The sequence below is a fragment of the Paenibacillus sp. JSM ZJ436 genome, assembly GCF_044383795.1.
GTDB lineage: Bacteria > Bacillota > Bacilli > Paenibacillales > Paenibacillaceae > Paenibacillus_AQ > Paenibacillus_AQ algicola.
Genome location: NZ_JBISEO010000003.1, coordinates 379,059 through 394,075 on the forward strand (window position 1 = coordinate 379,059; position 15,017 = coordinate 394,075).

15 protein-coding genes are annotated in these 15,017 nt (G+C 53.5%); 12 read left to right on the top strand and 3 right to left on the bottom strand.

Features of this window, described 5'->3' with window-relative positions; all coding sequences use genetic code 11:
- The first annotated feature begins 135 nt into the window (after window positions 1-135).
- Entirely contained in the window at window positions 136-1,470 is a 1,335-nt protein-coding gene (locus ACH6EH_RS05895) for a DRTGG domain-containing protein (protein ID WP_397331513.1), read from the top strand.
- Between the two features lie 23 nt (window positions 1,471-1,493).
- On the opposite strand, the gene ACH6EH_RS05900 is transcribed toward ACH6EH_RS05895, so the two are convergent.
- The 3 genes from ACH6EH_RS05900 to ACH6EH_RS05910 all read right to left on the bottom strand — a co-directional run bounded on the left by ACH6EH_RS05900 (window position 1,494) and on the right by ACH6EH_RS05910 (window position 2,713).
- Entirely contained in the window at window positions 1,494-1,799 is a 306-nt protein-coding gene (locus ACH6EH_RS05900) for a YtpI family protein (protein ID WP_138226432.1), read from the bottom strand.
- Between the two features lie 76 nt (window positions 1,800-1,875).
- A complete protein-coding gene (locus ACH6EH_RS05905; protein ID WP_138226431.1) occupies window positions 1,876-2,376 on the bottom strand; it encodes a sporulation membrane protein YtrI in 501 nt (166 codons plus the stop codon).
- Window positions 2,377-2,386: 10 nt separating this feature from the next.
- Window positions 2,387-2,713, bottom strand: coding sequence for a YtrH family sporulation protein (locus tag ACH6EH_RS05910; protein WP_397331514.1), 327 nt, complete (start codon window positions 2,711-2,713; stop codon window positions 2,387-2,389).
- Between the two features lie 188 nt (window positions 2,714-2,901).
- Here ACH6EH_RS05910 and ACH6EH_RS05915 point away from each other — a divergent pair, with 188 nt between their 5' ends.
- The 11 genes from ACH6EH_RS05915 (at window position 2,902) to pstA (ending at window position 15,007) form a co-directional block, all read left to right on the top strand.
- Window positions 2,902-6,513, top strand: coding sequence for a DNA polymerase III subunit alpha (locus tag ACH6EH_RS05915; RefSeq protein WP_397331515.1), 3,612 nt, complete (start codon window positions 2,902-2,904; stop codon window positions 6,511-6,513).
- A gap of 150 nt (window positions 6,514-6,663) precedes the next feature.
- On the top strand, window positions 6,664-7,158 hold the full coding sequence (locus ACH6EH_RS05920) for a phosphatidylglycerophosphatase A family protein (RefSeq protein ID WP_397331516.1): 495 nt from the start codon (window positions 6,664-6,666) through the stop codon (window positions 7,156-7,158).
- A gap of 162 nt (window positions 7,159-7,320) precedes the next feature.
- Window positions 7,321-7,509 (top strand): glutamate decarboxylase, encoded by a 189-nt coding sequence (locus ACH6EH_RS05925; RefSeq protein WP_138226427.1) that lies wholly within the window; start codon window positions 7,321-7,323, stop codon window positions 7,507-7,509.
- Window positions 7,510-7,601: 92 nt separating this feature from the next.
- The gene (gene accD / locus ACH6EH_RS05930) at window positions 7,602-8,495 is read left to right on the top strand and encodes an acetyl-CoA carboxylase, carboxyltransferase subunit beta (protein ID WP_397331517.1); all 894 of its coding nucleotides are present in this window, start codon (window positions 7,602-7,604) and stop codon (window positions 8,493-8,495) included.
- Window positions 8,495-9,490, top strand: coding sequence for an acetyl-CoA carboxylase carboxyltransferase subunit alpha (locus tag ACH6EH_RS05935; protein ID WP_397331518.1), 996 nt, complete (start codon window positions 8,495-8,497; stop codon window positions 9,488-9,490). The genes accD and ACH6EH_RS05935 overlap by 1 nt, the downstream gene beginning before the upstream one ends.
- A 107-nt stretch (window positions 9,491-9,597) precedes the next feature.
- On the top strand, window positions 9,598-11,025 hold the full coding sequence (pyk, locus tag ACH6EH_RS05940; protein WP_138226424.1) for a pyruvate kinase: 1,428 nt from the start codon (window positions 9,598-9,600) through the stop codon (window positions 11,023-11,025).
- Window positions 11,026-11,120: 95 nt separating this feature from the next.
- On the top strand, window positions 11,121-11,618 hold the full coding sequence (locus tag ACH6EH_RS05945) for an acyl-CoA thioesterase (protein ID WP_397331519.1): 498 nt from the start codon (window positions 11,121-11,123) through the stop codon (window positions 11,616-11,618).
- A gap of 17 nt (window positions 11,619-11,635) precedes the next feature.
- Complete coding sequence (locus tag ACH6EH_RS05950) at window positions 11,636-12,028, top strand: FxsA family protein (protein ID WP_397331520.1); 393 nt, start codon at window positions 11,636-11,638, stop codon at window positions 12,026-12,028.
- Window positions 12,029-12,174: 146 nt separating this feature from the next.
- Window positions 12,175-13,104, top strand: a complete 930-nt coding sequence (locus tag ACH6EH_RS05955) for a phosphate ABC transporter substrate-binding protein (RefSeq protein WP_397331521.1) — start codon at window positions 12,175-12,177, stop codon at window positions 13,102-13,104.
- An 80-nt stretch (window positions 13,105-13,184) separates the two neighbouring features.
- Window positions 13,185-14,108 (top strand): phosphate ABC transporter permease subunit PstC, encoded by a 924-nt coding sequence (pstC, locus tag ACH6EH_RS05960; RefSeq protein WP_397331522.1) that lies wholly within the window; start codon window positions 13,185-13,187, stop codon window positions 14,106-14,108.
- Window positions 14,105-15,007, top strand: coding sequence for a phosphate ABC transporter permease PstA (pstA, locus tag ACH6EH_RS05965; protein ID WP_397331523.1), 903 nt, complete (start codon window positions 14,105-14,107; stop codon window positions 15,005-15,007). Before pstC ends, pstA begins: the two co-directional genes overlap by 4 nt.
- The last annotated feature ends 10 nt before the right edge of the window (window positions 15,008-15,017 follow it).

Below are 15,017 nucleotides of genomic sequence, written 5' to 3' on the forward strand. Positions count from 1 at the left end.
GCTGACGGCGTCTTTGTCATGCTGTGTGCTGGAATTACAGACGACCTGAGATTTCACGAGCTAACATGGATAAGCTGGGCTGGCATGATATAATAGTAACAGAGTAGTACAGATGTAACCCAGGGGGTGTAACAGTTGGACATCAAGGACGAGACGGTAACCAAGCATGAACAGCTGGTGCAATATATTGAAGGCTTGAAGATTGGAGAGAAAATATCGGTCCGAAGGCTGGCGAAGGAGCTGGCGGTCAGCGAGGGGACGGCATACCGGGCAGTAAAAGAGGCAGAATCCTTAGGCATTGTCATGACCAAGGAAAGAATCGGTACCGTGCGCATCGAGCGTAAGCCAAGAAATATATCAGAGCAGCTCACCTTTTCTGATGTCGTTAACATCGTGGAGGGCCATGTGCTTGGCGGGTCAGAGGGCCTCGATAAAAGCCTCTATAAATATGTAATCGGTGCGATGAAGGTGGAGGCGATGGTCCGTTATATTGATGCTGGCAGCCTTATGATCGTAGGGAACCGGGAGGATGCTCATATTCTGGCGCTGGAGCAAGGAGCAGGCGTGCTGATTACCGGCGGGTTCGGGACTAGCCGGGAAGTGAAGCAGCTGGCGGATCGGCTGGGGCTGCCGGTGATGTCCTCGCGTCATGACACATTTACCGTGGCGTCGATGATTAACCGGGCGATTTTTGACAGGCTGATCAAGAAGAAAATTATGCTGGTGGAGGATATTGCAGGTGAACGTCCCAAGATCCCGCCGCTCAAAAACTCAGTCACTGCGCTGGAATTCCGGGAGATGGTCCTGCGCAGCGGCGAGGAGCGCTTCCCGGTAACCGATGAGTGGAACCGTGTCATCGGGATCGTAGGAGCGAAGGATACGGCGGTGCTGGCGGATCATCAGGCGATCGACAAGGCGATTACGCGCAATCCTATTACCGCTACGCTGAAGACTTCTCTGGCGTCCGCGGCCCAGATTATGATGTGGGAAGGCATTGACTTCCTGCCGATTGTGGACCGGAACCGGAAGCTGGTGGCGACTGTGACCCGCAAAGAGGTGCTGGAGGCGCTCCGCAATGCGCGGAATCAGCCCCAGATGGGAGAAACCTTTGATCAGTTAATCTGGAACGGAATGGCGGAGGATCGGGACGAGCAGGGGAAGCTGTTCTTTCACGGATTAATTACACCACAGATGGCGACTGACCTCGGGACCATTTCTCAAGGCATTCTGACCACGGTCATGAGTCAGGCTGCATTTCGCGCGGCCAAGGACTGGACGGGCGGGGATTATGTATTGGACCAGCTTTCCACCTTCTTCATCCGTCCGGTGCAGATTGAGGATCCCATTGTGATTCATCCAAGCCTGCTGGAGCTGAGCCGCCGGACCTGCAGGCTGGAAGTCGAGATTATGCATGATTCCAGCCTGGTTGCAAAGTCGGTCATGACGCTGCAGTCGATTGACCAGGGATAGCGGTGACAGCGGAATAAGCAAGCTTAGCTGTTCGCCTTCTGCTGGCGGCTGTAATAGGAGCGGCTGCGCAGCCCAGCGAATATATTAAACGCGCCAAGCACCATAAATATGGCTTCGACAATGACAGCCACCGTGGAGCCGCTGAACATGAGCATGGCCAGCACAGACAGCACGATGAGCATCACGCCCATCCACACGTTGGTCAGCGCCTGATGTCTGCCCCGTTCCAGAGGATCTCGCTTGCGGCGGGCGCGGACACTGTTCAGGGCAGCCAGCACACAGGCTGCAGCCAGTACAAAAATAAGTGCATATTTCAGCATATCCATCATTAGAGGCGCACTCCTTCTACATCATAAAATATTCATGAACCCATAGATTACTCCGTCCATAGCCTTTCGTATTGTATCATGAATCCCCTCCCGTTTGAATCTTCATATCAATCTCCACCCAGATTTGCAGCACGCCCTCCATCACGAGCATGGTCCGAATCTTGACCGTAAAGCTCTTATCTCTAATCTTGTATAATTTATCCTCCAGCAGCGAACGGGCCAGCTTGCTGTCTGTATCAATATCAAAGACGCTTCTCCCTCGGAGAGCAGCGAGATCTTTGCCGAGCAACTGCAAAATTTCCTTGATCACAAGGCTGTCCAGCTCATTGTTCTTCTGCTCCGCGCGCAGCTTGATTTCCCGGATGACGGTGGGCTGCTTGTTGTATTTCTTCAGGTTCTGAATATCCTCCTCATACTGGGAAATCTGAATCTGCATGTCACGATTGTTCATCCATAGCTTGTTGTAGCTGGCATGATACAGCGAGTTATACACAATGCTTCCGATGACCATGCCCAGGACCAGCAGGGAGGCTCCATGATAAAGGTGGCGGTATCGACGAAACTGCGGCACTCTCATAATGTATCCTTCAGCCCCGGTCCTGGCAGACCCATTTCACCAGCTCGCTGCCCATATGGGCGCCAAGAAAGGCAAAGACGAGATACAGCACCTGCTTGATGGCGGGAGAAAGATTGCCTCCCAGCATATTGCTTTCAATGACGCGCATGGGATCAATCGTACCGCCAACCGCTGCAGCGAGAGCCCAGATTTTAATCCGGTCGGCGACGTCCAGCATCGTCTGCGTCGGCGGCTGCATGGAGAACACGGCACCGATCCCGCCCACCATGGCACCCCCAAGCACAATCCCGAACGCAATGAAGAAATCCAGTATGGCCTTGGATAGAAATACATTCATCTCATTTGCAGCCCCTTTCTGCGGGCAGGACCGTGACCGCCTGTCCATAAGTCTCCTGTTCCATTGTATGGGCGTCTGAAGGCACATTATGATAAAATAGAAGAGAAAATTCATACTGACATCCTTGATTTCCGCACCTTGCAGAGGGAGCGGCAAGGCATAGAAGGTTATTCCTAAGGAGGCGTGCCATGAGCTCTTTCGTGCATCTACACGTGCACAGTGAATACAGTCTGCTCGACGGGGCTGCAAAGCTGACAGAGCTCGTTCAGCAGGCAGCTGAGCTGGGCATGAAATCACTCGCCCTTACCGATCATGGCGTGATGTATGGCGCTGTGCCGTTTTATAAATTATGCAAGCAGCACGGAATCAAGCCGATTATCGGCTGTGAGGCTTATATTACGGAAGGCTCCCGGAAGGACCGGGGAAGCCGCAAGGATCAGCCGATCTACCATTTAATACTGCTGGCGAAGAACGAGACCGGCTATCGCAATCTGATGAAGCTGTGCTCCATCGGCCATTTAGAGGGGTTTCATTATAAGCCCCGGATTGATATGGAGGCTCTGGCGGAATTTCATGAAGGCATTATATGCCTGAGTGCGTGCCTGGGCGGCGAAGTGCCGCAGCAGCTGCTGCATGGCCGTACCGATGCCGCGCGGGAGGCGGCTTTACGGTATAAGGGAATTTTTGGACCTGACTATTATCTGGAGCTGCAGGACCATGGCCTGCCGGAGCAGAAGCGTGTCAATTCTCAGCTGATTCAGTTATCGCAGGAGCTGGACATCCCGCTCGTGTTAACGAATGATGTTCACTATTTGGCGCCGGAGGATGCCGAGGTCCAGGATGTATTGATTTGCATCGGCACAGGCACGAACGTGGAGGATGACAGCCGGCTGAGAATTCCGACCCGGCAGCTGTACTTGAAGAGTGCTGAGGAGATGGGTCGTCTGTTTCCCCATGCCATGGAAGCGGCGGCTAATACCGTCGCCATTGCGGAGCAGTGCTCTCTGGAAATGACCTTCGGGCAGTCCATTCTGCCGGAGTACCGGCCGCTCCCGGAAGGCATGGACGCTGCCGCTTATCTAGGCCAGCTGTGCCTTGAAGGGCTTGAGCTGCGTTATCGCGGCAGTGAACGGTGGCAGGATGAGGCCATGCGGGAGGAGCTTCATCGTCGGCTTCATTATGAGCTGGGCGTCATTGAGAACATGGGCTTTAGCCATTATTTCTTGATTGTGTGGGATTTCATTGCATATGCCCATCGGCAGGGCATTGCTGTTGGACCGGGCAGGGGCTCTTCTGCAGGAAGCCTGGTAGCGTACACCTTGCAGATTACGAATGTGGACCCGATGAAATATCATTTGCTCTTCGAGCGCTTTCTGAATCCGGAGCGGGTGAGTATGCCGGATATCGACATTGACTTTAGTGACGAGCGGCGCGATGAAGTCATCGACTATGTGGTTGATAAATACGGACGTCAGCACGTGGCTCAGATTATTACCTTCGGTACGCTTGCAGCCAAGGCCGCCGTGCGCGATGTCGGCCGCGCATTGAACGTGCCCTTTGGAGATGTAGACCGCACGGCCAAGCTGATTCCGAATCAGCTTGGCATCCGCATTGCCCGGGCTGTCGAGGACAGTCCCGGCCTGAAGGAGCAGTACGACAGCAAGCCGAAGGTGAAGCAGCTGCTGGATATGGCAATGAAGGTGGAGGGCATGCCCCGGCACGCGTCGACGCATGCCGCAGGCGTGGTCATTTCCAAGGAACCGCTGACCGAGACGGTCCCCCTTCAGGAAGGCAGCGAGAAGACGGCTTTGACGCAATATTCGATGGAGAATCTGGAAAGCATTGGCTTGCTGAAGATGGACTTTCTGGGTCTTCGAACCCTGTCCATTATCGAGCGGAGTATGAGATGGATTCAGGAAACGGGGCTGACGCCGCCGGACTGGAGCAGGATTGCTGATGACGATCCCGCTACCTATGCCATGCTGGGCCGAGGCGATACGACGGGAGTATTCCAGCTGGAGTCGGCAGGGATGCGAAGAGTGCTGAAGGATCTGAAGCCGAGTGGATTTGAAGATATTATTTCCGTGCTGGCGCTGTACCGTCCGGGGCCGATGGATTTTATTCCGAAGTACATTCAGGCCAAGCACGGCGTCATCGAGCCGGAGTACCCGCATCCGGACCTGGCCGAAATATTAGGCGACACCTACGGCATTATTGTCTATCAGGAGCAGATCATGCAGATCGCGTCCCGGATGGCAGGGTTCTCGCTGGGAGAAGCAGATCTGCTGAGACGAGCGGTCTCCAAGAAGAAGCGTGAGGTGCTGGATCTGGAACGGGATCATTTCGTGACCGGCAGCTTGAACCAGGGCTATTCCGGGGATGAAGCGAATCGGGTGTACGATATGATCGTTCGCTTTGCGGATTACGGCTTCCCGCGGGCCCATGCCGCGGCATATGGTGTCCTTGCCTTCCAGACGGCGTATCTAAAGGCCCACTATCCTGTTCATTTTATGGCATCCATGCTCACCGCGGTCATGGGCAGCCACCGGAAGGTGGCGGAATATGTGCTGGAATGCCAGCGCATGGGCATCAAGGTGCTTCCCCCTGACGTGAATGAAAGCGGGAGCCTGTTCACCCCGGTAGCGGAGGCTGGTGATGCAGAGAATGGCGGGTCTCCCGGATTTATTCGCTTCGGGCTTGCCGCAATCAAGAATGTCGGGACCCAGGCTGTGGACAGCATGGTCCGTCTTCGTGAAGACAAGCCCTTTGAAAGCCTGCTGGATTTCTGCCGCCGGATCGACCTGCGGGTCTGCAATAAGCGGGTGATTGAATCGCTTATTCAGGCCGGTGCCTTTGACTCTCTGCCAGGGCATCGCTCGCAGCAGACCGCCATGGTGGATGAAACCGTGGAGGCCGCGCTGAAATGGCGGAAGGAGCGAGAGGATCTGCAAATTCAGCTCTTCGACTTCGATGTGATTGAAACGGCGAATTGGGATATTGAATATCCGGATATTCCGCCGTATTCCGCCAGCCAGCAGCTGGATCTGGAGCGGGATCTGCTCGGCATGTATCTCTCCGGCCATCCTCTGGATGATTATGACGAGCTGCTGCAAGAGGCCGGAACCGAGCGGCTGATGGACTTGGACGAGGCTGCCGATGAGTCCCAGGTTACGGTGGCGGGTATGGTGGTCGCGGTCAAGACGATAACCACCAAGCAGGGCAAGGCGATGGCCTTTGTAGAATTTGAGGACCAGATTGACCGCTGCGAGGTGGTGCTCTTTCCGGAGGTCTGGAGGAAGAGCAGCCCCTTCATTGAGAAAGGTGCGCTGCTGGCCCTGCGAGCCAAGGTCCAGAAGCAGGACGAGGGCTACAAGCTGCTTGCCGAGGAGGCATCACCGCTTGAACGGGATCGGCTGCAGCAGCTTGTAAGGCGATCCCGAATCGGGCGCAAGGAGCGGTCCGCTGTGAGACCGGCTGTTAGGCCGCCGGAATCCACTCGGAAGCAGCAGGGCATGCCGCCTGGGGAAGAAGTGAAGCAATCACCCGAGGACGGCTTCAAGGAGCAGAGCGCAGGCCAGCGGGTATTTATCAAAATATCTCCGGACTGCGAGGATCCTCAAATTCTGTCGAGGCTCAAAAAGCTGCTGCAGCAGCACAGGGGGCCAGCGGCGACGGTGCTATTCTATGAAAGCAATCAGAAGGCGCTGGCCCTCAGCGAGGCCTACCGGATTGATCCCACGGACGTATTGGTAGCCTCGATCGAGGAAATGCTGGGTAAAGGCAGCGTAAAAATCAAATAGCGGATCATTTATAATGAACATTTCATATCCCTCCTGCATACACTTAAGGACACCACGGAATGGATACATTTCGTGGCTGCTGCCCAGCGCGCCGGTGACGTCGCAAGCGAGCACCAGCGTGCTAACGGTATTGTGCGGGAGGGATTTTGTATGTCAATGGAACTGGCAGAAAGCATGCTTCTAGAACGGGGCGTCAGCGTGTCTGCAATTGCAGACATTGTGTTTCAGCTGCAGCAGAAATATCATCCGGATCTGACATTAGCAGCGTGTGAGAACAGCGTGAGGGCTGTGCTGGGCAAACGGGAGGTACAGTATACTCTCTTTACAGGCATTGCATTAGACAAGCTGGCTGAGTCGCGGCTGCTGCCCGAGCCGCTGCAATCGATTATGGATCAAGATGAGCCATTGTACGGAGTAGATGAGACACTGGCGCTTGGCGTGACGAGCATTTACGGTATGATTGGGCTGACCAGCTTCGGATATTTAGATAAGGAAAAGATCGGGGTTATTCACACTTTAAATGAAGACAGGAAGTCCGTTCATGTGTTTCTGGATGATCTTGTTGCAGGCATCGCCGCAGCGGCATCCTCGAGAATTGCGCACAATGATCCTGGAGCGGCTTCCTACACGTCCTCCATCGACTGACCGCAAACGACAAAATCAGTGATTTTTTAGGACCATTGCCGGAATCATGCCTGCTCAGCCCCTCTTCTCTTTTGTTGAGGTAAAAATAGAAGTGTGTTATCATTATCCATTATATCGGCTCAGGATATGCCTATAGCATGAAATTAGGGGGATCTGAAAGGCATGTGGACGGTAATATATATCGCTCCCACCTCCAAGGTGGCAGAAATGATTACAACCAGGCTGACAGAAGAAGGGTTTTTGGTTCAAAGCCGTCCTGTGAATCTTTCAAAGCAACAATACGAGATACGGGTACCTTCGGGGGAGCTGGACGAGGTACAGGAAGTGTTGAATTCGATATTGCACCCCTAGCACAAGGGTTACATAGCGAAGCTTGCCAGATACAAATGATGAATATCGCTTAGTTTGCGGCCATTCAAATATACGGCTGGAGAGGTGTAGTTGTGTTTAAAGATCTGTTTCAGAAGAAGAGAAGATACGCCACCATTCCCTCTGATCAAGCGGTGAGGTCCGGGCAGAGAGAAGAGGGAGAACGCCCGAAGCGCGAAATCCCGGAAGGGCTCATGAACAAATGCGTCAAATGCGGCGTGATTCAGTACAGCAAGGAGCTTGAGAAGAACCTTAAGGTATGTCTGGAGTGCGGGCACCATATGAGGCTGAATGCCTTGGAACGTATTGGGATCACGCTCGATGAGACAAGCTTTGAGGAATTTGATGCGGATATGATTTCAGTAGATCCGCTGCAGTTTCCGGGATATGCCGGCAAGCTGGAGCAGCAGAAGATGAAATCAGGTCTCCATGATGCCGTCGTTACAGGCAAAGGCTTTATTTGCGGACAGCCAGTGGTGGTGGCCGTAATGAGCTTTGACTTTTTCACCGGCAGTATGGGCTCCGTTGTAGGCGAGAAGATTACCCGGGCGATTGAGCATGCCGGAAAGCATGGGCTGCCGCTTATTATTTTCTCCACCTCCGGCGGCGCACGGATGCAGGAGAGCATTCTCAGCTTGATGCAGATGGCGAAGACGAGCGCAGCACTCTCCCGCTTTGGCGAACAGGGCGGCTTGTATATTTCAGTGATTACAGATCCGACGACGGGCGGAGTATCCGCCAGCTTTGCAACACTTGGCGATATTAACATCGCTGAGCCGGGAGCCGTATTCGGCTTCGCCGGCAGAATCGTCATTGAGCAGACCATCCGCCAGAAGCTTCCGGAGGATTTCCAGACCGCGGAATTCAACCTGAATCACGGACAGCTCGACATGGTTGTCCACCGCAAGGATTTGCGCTCCATGCTGGGCAAGCTGCTCGAAATGCATGCTGTGAAAGGGGAATTTTAATGTCAGGCGAATTACCTTTCGAAAAGCCTCTTGCGGAGATGCGCAAGAAGATTGAGGAATTGAGACAGTTTGGACAGGAGAAGGGCATCGATTTCACGGATGAGATTGCCCGTCTGGAAGAACGATATAAACAGCTGGAGGAGGAGATTTACTCCTCCATTTCTCCTTCCCAGAAAATGCATCTGGCCAGGCACCAGCAGCGTCCGACATCGCTGGATTTAATCCAGCTTATTTTTACGGATTTTATCGAGCTGCATGGGGACAGGCTATATGGAGATGATCTTGCTGTCGTCGGAGGTCTGGCGAAGCTGAATGGCGTTCCGGTGACGGTTATTGGCCAGCAGCGGGGTAAGGATACGAAGGATAACATCGCCCGTTTCTTCGGAAGCGCCCACCCGGAAGGCTTCCGCAAGGCGCTGCGTCTTATGCAGCAGGCGGAGAAATTCAAGCGTCCGATCATCACCTTTATTGATACGAAGGGTGCATACCCGGGGAATACTGCGGAAGAAAGAGGCCAGTCCGAGGCGATTGCCCGCAATCTGCGGGAAATGTCTTCACTAGGGGTTCCGGTAGTATGTGTAGTCATCGGCGAGGGAGGAAGCGGCGGTGCTCTTGCGATGGCTGTGGGCAACCGGATCCTGATGCTGGAGAATGCCATCTACTCGGTCATTTCCCCGAACGGAGCTGCTTCCATTCTGTGGAAGGATGCCTCTAAGGCGGACCAGGCGGCGGAAGCGATGAAGATTACCGCACAAGACCTTCTGGAGATGGAGGTTATCGAAGAGATCGTTCCAGAGCCGATGGGCGGAGCCCATAAGGGCTATGAGGAAAGCGCAGATTACATTAAGTCAGCGCTGCTGCGGCATCTGAAGGAGCTTTCCGCAATGGATGCGTGCGAGCTTGTGGAGGACCGTTACCAGAAGTTCAGAAAGATCGGAAGCTTTGATTTTGCACCGTCACCAAGTCCGGAGCCGGAGGCGAATCCGACAGCGTGACAGGATGTGACAAAATTTCTATACAAACGTCATAAACTGTAGTAAATTTAATTGTTGGAAGAGATATAGAGAATATAGAGAACCCTTGAAAAACGGAGGAAACCTAAATGCGCAAAACAAAAATTGTATGTACGATCGGTCCTTCCAGCGAATCGCTCGAAAACACCAAGAAGCTGATTATGGCTGGAATGAATGTAGCCCGCCTGAACTTCTCTCATGGTGATTTCGACGAGCATGGCGGCAGAATCAAGAACATCCGCCAAGCCTGCGAGGAGCTGAACAAGACCGTAGCGATCCTGCTCGACACGAAAGGCCCTGAGATCCGTACCGGCAAGCTGGAAGTAGAGCCGATTGAATTGGTTCAGGACGAGTATGTTACCTTGACTACCGATGAAATTCTCGGCGACAAGAACCGTTTGACAGTAACCTACAAGAACCTTCCGGAGGACGTACAGCCGGGGTCAACCATTTTAATCGATGATGGATTGATCGGCTTGACAGTGGTTGAGGTGCAGGGCACTGAAATCAGATGCCGCATCGTCAACGGCGGAACGATCAAGAGCAAGAAGGGCGTGAATGTACCGGGCGTTTCGATTTCCCTGCCGGGCATTACCGAGAAGGACGCCAGTGACATCGTATTCGGAATCGAGCAGGGCATCGATTTTATTGCCGCATCCTTCGTTCGTAAAGCTAGTGATGTTCTCGAGATCCGTGAACTGCTGAAGCGTCATAACGCTGAGCATATCCAGATTATTTCCAAGATTGAGAACCAGCAGGGTGTGGACAACCTGGATGAAATTCTTGAGGTTTCCGACGGCTTGATGGTTGCGCGTGGTGACCTCGGCGTCGAAATCCCTGCTGAAGAGGTTCCTCTTGTACAGAAGCGTATGATCGAGAAGTGTAATATTGCCGGCAAGCCGGTCATTACAGCAACACAAATGCTCGATTCCATGCAGCGTAACCCGCGTCCAACCCGCGCTGAAGCGAGTGACGTGGCGAATGCTATTTTTGACGGAACAGATGCTATCATGCTCTCCGGCGAAACGGCTGCCGGCAAGTATCCGGTCGAATCTGTGCTGACCATGTCCCGCATTGCTGAAAAGGCAGAATCTGCACTGAACCACCGGGATCTGTTCCTGAAGCAGCGCATCGCGCAGGAAACAACAGTAACGGAAGCGATCAGCCAATCCGTCGCAATCTCTGCACTGGATCTGAACGCGAAAGCGATTATTTCTTCGACTCAATCGGGAACAACAGCTCGTATGGTATCCAAGTACCGTCCGAAGTCCCCAATCATTGCGGTTACTCCAGAGGAGCGGACACTGAGACGCCTGGCATTGACATGGGGCGTATTCCCGGTGAAGGGCGAAACTGCGACCTCGACAGACGAAATGTTTGATTACGCGCTGCAAGGCGGCGTCAAATCCGGTCTGGTCAAAGAAGATGATCTCGTTGTGATCACAGCGGGTATTCCGCTCGGTAAATCCGGCTCCACGAACCTGGTGAAGGTGAGTCAGATTCCGGCACAGCAATAAGACGATCCAGGCTATAACGATATATCCATGACGAAGAAGCAATGGGCGAGCTAATCGACCATTGCTTCTTCCTTCATAGAGGGAGGCTTTTTTGAATGGCAAAGGTGAATGAGGAAGGGCCCATACGCTGGTTCACGGCAGCCCTGCGGGTGCGGTATCAGGAGACGGATCAGATGGGGGTGGTCTACCACTCTAATTACTTGCAATGGATGGAGATTGGCCGTACCGAGATGATCCGGGCGATGGGCTATTCTTATTCCGAAATCGAAGCGGCCGGACTGCTTCTGCCCGTGGTGGATCTGGACATCCAGTATAAGCAGCCCGCGAGGTATGATGATGAAATTGTAGTGTTCACCTCAATAACCGCCTTCTCTCCGCTTCGTATTCAATACCGCTATGAGGTCCGAAGAATGAGCAAATTGGACCCGGCACCGTCAATAGAGGTACAATGGAAAGACGGAGGGGATCTTCCCGGGGAACTGCTCGTAACCGGCTCGACCCGGCACGTCTGGGTGAACCGGGAATGGAAGCCAGCCCGATTGGATAAATCTCTGCCGGAGCTGTATGCTGCACTAAGGAACTCTCTGGATTGAGGGAAAGGAGCTTGGCTATGTGGAAATGGATACTGGCAGCGATTATCTTTATGCCTGCTATTGAAATATTCGGCTTTTCATACGTTGCGGATCAGGTAGGAGGCATGAATACCTTCCTGCTGACACTGCTGACCTCGGCCATCGGGGTAGCCATGATGCGTTTTGAGGGGCGAAAGGCGATGGAAGATGCCAAGCTGAAGGCGAATGCCGGCATGATGCCGGGAGAATCGATGGCAGTGGGACTGTGCATTTTTATCGGCGGCATTCTTTTGATCCTCCCGGGCTTTGTGACGGATCTCATTGGCTTTACCATGCTCTTCCCGCTGACAAGGCCATTATATCGCTTCTTGCTGATCAAGTGGATGAAACGAAATATCAAGAACGGTAAAATTACAATTTTCAAGCGTTAGATTTGCTTGTGACAGCCGGTCCGTCAGGACCGGCTTTTTTGTGTTTTTCAGGTTTTTGAAAAGAAAGCTGCAGATTGGTATGAAGAAATGTGGATAGTTAACACTATAGTCAGATCATGACTCCACAACAGGAAGGATACATTCACATGAAAAAGAAACTGCCTTGGACCCTGATGCTAGGATCTCTTCTGCTCAGTCTCGCCGCATGCGGAGGCAGCGATGAGGCTGCCAACGATCCGGGAGGAGCGGGAAGTGAAGCGGGAGAGCGTAAGCTGAACGGCTCTATTCTCGCTGTTGGCTCTACCGCTATGCAGCCGCTGGTGGATCAAGCAGGGCAGACATTTATGACGCAGGCTCCATATCAAGAGCTTACGGTTCAGGTTCAAGGCGGAGGCAGCGGAACAGGGCTTACTCAAGTGTCTGAGGGTCAAGCAGACATCGGAAACTCCGACGTCTTCGGTGAAGAGAAGCTGGAGGCTGCTCAAGCGGCAGAGCTTGTTGACCATCAGGTGGCCGTCGTGGCGATCACGGCCGTCGTGAACCCGGCTGTCACGATAGACGATCTGTCAAAGGAGCAGATGGTTGATATTTTTACGGGTGCGGTGAAGAACTGGAAGGAGCTTGGCGGCGAGGATCAGGAAATTGTCATTGTAAACCGTCCGGCAAGCTCCGGTACCCGTGCTACGTTCGAGACCTTCGCCTTGGGACAATCCAAGCTGCCTGATCTGCAAGGCTCAATTCAAGAAGATTCAAGCGGTACGGTCAAGAAGCTTGTTGCTGAAACACCGGGCGCGATTGGTTACCTTGCACTGTCTTACCTTGGAGATGACAGCATCAAGCCGGTGAACTATGACGGTGTTCAAGCGACTGTGGAAAATGTGCAGAACGGCAGCTATCCGGTATGGGCGTATCAGCACATGTATACCAAGGGAGAGCCGAGCGAGGCTGTCCAAGCATTTCTGGACTATATGGTGTCTCCTGAGGTTCAGGAAGGGGATGTCGTGGAGTTAGGCTACATTCCGGTTTCCGGTATGCAGGTAACCCGGGATGCCGCAGGCAACGTGTCCAAGAATTAGAGTTGCGATAGAAAAGAGAATGATCATGGAATAGAGGCGAATCCCCCGTCTCTATTTTCCAGCTAGAAAGAAGGTCAGCCATGGGACAGATGGGTAAGGATGCAGCCTTGAATCAAGACGTCAAGAACAGAAAACGCAGAGAAAAGCACTACTGGGAGGACTGGATCGGACGTATCTATACCTCTATCTGTGTTGTTGTGCTGCTTGTCGTTATCGTTTCGAACGTGTTTTTTGTATCGTCAAAAGGCTTGGCTACATTCTTGGAGAATGATGTCAGCCTGAGAGAATTTTTTACCGGCACCAGATGGAGCCCGGATGAGTCCTTCGGTGCGCTGCCCTTTATTACAGGTTCCTTTGCTGTGACACTGCTGGCTGCACTCATTGCCGGACCGCTCAGCCTGTGCGCGGCTTTGTTTATGACAGAAATACTGCCTGGACGCGGCAAAAGAATCTTACAGCCGGCGGTGGAGCTTCTCTCGGGTATTCCTTCCGTCGTGTACGGGTTCATCGGTCTGACAGTAATCGTACCTTTCATTCGGGACTATATCGGCGGACAAGGCTTTGGCATTCTTGCAGGCTGTCTGGTGCTCTCGGTCATGATTCTGCCGACGATTACGAGCATTATGGCGGATGCGCTGGCATCCCTGCGGGGCGGGCTTCGCGAGTCCTCCTTGGCGCTGGGGGCAACCCGGTGGCAAACGATTTACCGCGTGGTGATTCCTACAGTTCTTCCGGCCCTGCTGACAGGCATTGTGCTGGGGATGGCCCGTGCGTTCGGAGAGGCGCTGGCTGTCCAGATGGTCATTGGTAATGCTCCGCATATTCCGAGCTCTCTGACTGAATCGGCGGCCACCCTCACCAGTACCATTACCTTGAGCATGGGGAACACAGCTATGGGGTCGGTGCACAATAACGCCTTATGGAGTATGGCACTGGTTCTTCTCGCGATGACGTTTGTGTTTGTCATTCTGGTGAGACTGCTGGAAAGGAGAAACCGGATATGATTAAAAGAGCCAAAAGAGCGGACAGGATTGCGACCGTCGTAATCTGCTTCTTCGCGATGCTGATTGTAGCCCTGCTGGTCGGCCTGCTGGGATATATCCTTGTTCGAGGGCTTGGCCAAATCAACTGGCATTTCCTGACGAGCACACCACAGATGATACGGGGCGGCGGGGGAATCGGGCCGCAGCTGTTTAATTCGGTCTTTCTCCTGATCCTGACGCTGATTATTACAGTGCCGCTGGGATGGGGTGGGGGTATTTATATGGCTGAATACGCGAAAGGGGGAAGGCTGACTCATCTCATTCGTCTCGTTGTGGAGGTGCTGTCCTCCTTCCCGTCGATCGTCATCGGGTTATTCGGTCTGCTGGTGCTTGTCAATACGTTAGGTCTGGGCTTCTCCCTGCTGGCAGGCTCGATGGCGCTTGCGGTATTCAACCTGCCGTTGATGGTACGGACCACGGAGCAGGCGTTCCGCGCCGTACCCAAGGAACAGAAGGAGGCGGGATATGCCCTCGGTTTATCCAAATGGAAAATCATTACGTCTATTCTACTTCCTGTGGCGCTGCCAAGCTTGATTACAGGCACCATTCTCGCCTCCGGGCGCATCTTCGGTGAAGCCGCTGCCCTCATGTTCACGGCAGGCATGAGCAGTCCGCCGCTGGACTTCACGGACTGGAATCCGCTGAGCGCCAGATCGCCGATCAATCCGCTGCGGCCAGCCGAGACGCTGGCTGTCCATATCTGGAAGGTCAATAGCGAAGGGCTCGCGCCTGACGCGAAGGAAATTGCTGCAGGTGCATCGGCGGTGCTTGTCATTCTGATCCTGGGCTTTAATCTGGCAGCGCGGTGGCTGGGCAGGGCCGCTTACCGTAAATTCACAGCAGCCAAGCGCATGGACTAGAAAGGGTGAG

Bases quoted from the DNA above. Each gene is read 5' to 3' on its own strand.
- ACH6EH_RS05900 (WP_138226432.1), bottom strand. From the start codon at position 1,799: ATGATGGATATGCTGAAATATGCACTTATTTTTGTACTGGCTGCAGCC.
- ACH6EH_RS05905 (WP_138226431.1), bottom strand. From the start codon at position 2,376: ATGAGAGTGCCGCAGTTTCGTCGATACCGCCACCTTTATCATGGAGCC.
- ACH6EH_RS05910 (WP_397331514.1), bottom strand. From the start codon at position 2,713: ATGAATGTATTTCTATCCAAGGCCATACTGGATTTCTTCATTGCGTTC.
- ACH6EH_RS05915 (WP_397331515.1), top strand. From the start codon at position 2,902: ATGAGCTCTTTCGTGCATCTACACGTGCACAGTGAATACAGTCTGCTC.
- ACH6EH_RS05920 (WP_397331516.1), top strand. From the start codon at position 6,664: ATGTCAATGGAACTGGCAGAAAGCATGCTTCTAGAACGGGGCGTCAGC.
- ACH6EH_RS05925 (WP_138226427.1), top strand. From the start codon at position 7,321: ATGTGGACGGTAATATATATCGCTCCCACCTCCAAGGTGGCAGAAATG.
- ACH6EH_RS05935 (WP_397331518.1), top strand. From the start codon at position 8,495: ATGTCAGGCGAATTACCTTTCGAAAAGCCTCTTGCGGAGATGCGCAAG.
- pyk (WP_138226424.1), top strand. From the start codon at position 9,598: ATGCGCAAAACAAAAATTGTATGTACGATCGGTCCTTCCAGCGAATCG.
- ACH6EH_RS05945 (WP_397331519.1), top strand. From the start codon at position 11,121: ATGGCAAAGGTGAATGAGGAAGGGCCCATACGCTGGTTCACGGCAGCC.
- ACH6EH_RS05950 (WP_397331520.1), top strand. From the start codon at position 11,636: ATGTGGAAATGGATACTGGCAGCGATTATCTTTATGCCTGCTATTGAA.
- ACH6EH_RS05955 (WP_397331521.1), top strand. From the start codon at position 12,175: ATGAAAAAGAAACTGCCTTGGACCCTGATGCTAGGATCTCTTCTGCTC.
- pstC (WP_397331522.1), top strand. From the start codon at position 13,185: ATGGGACAGATGGGTAAGGATGCAGCCTTGAATCAAGACGTCAAGAAC.
- pstA (WP_397331523.1), top strand. From the start codon at position 14,105: ATGATTAAAAGAGCCAAAAGAGCGGACAGGATTGCGACCGTCGTAATC.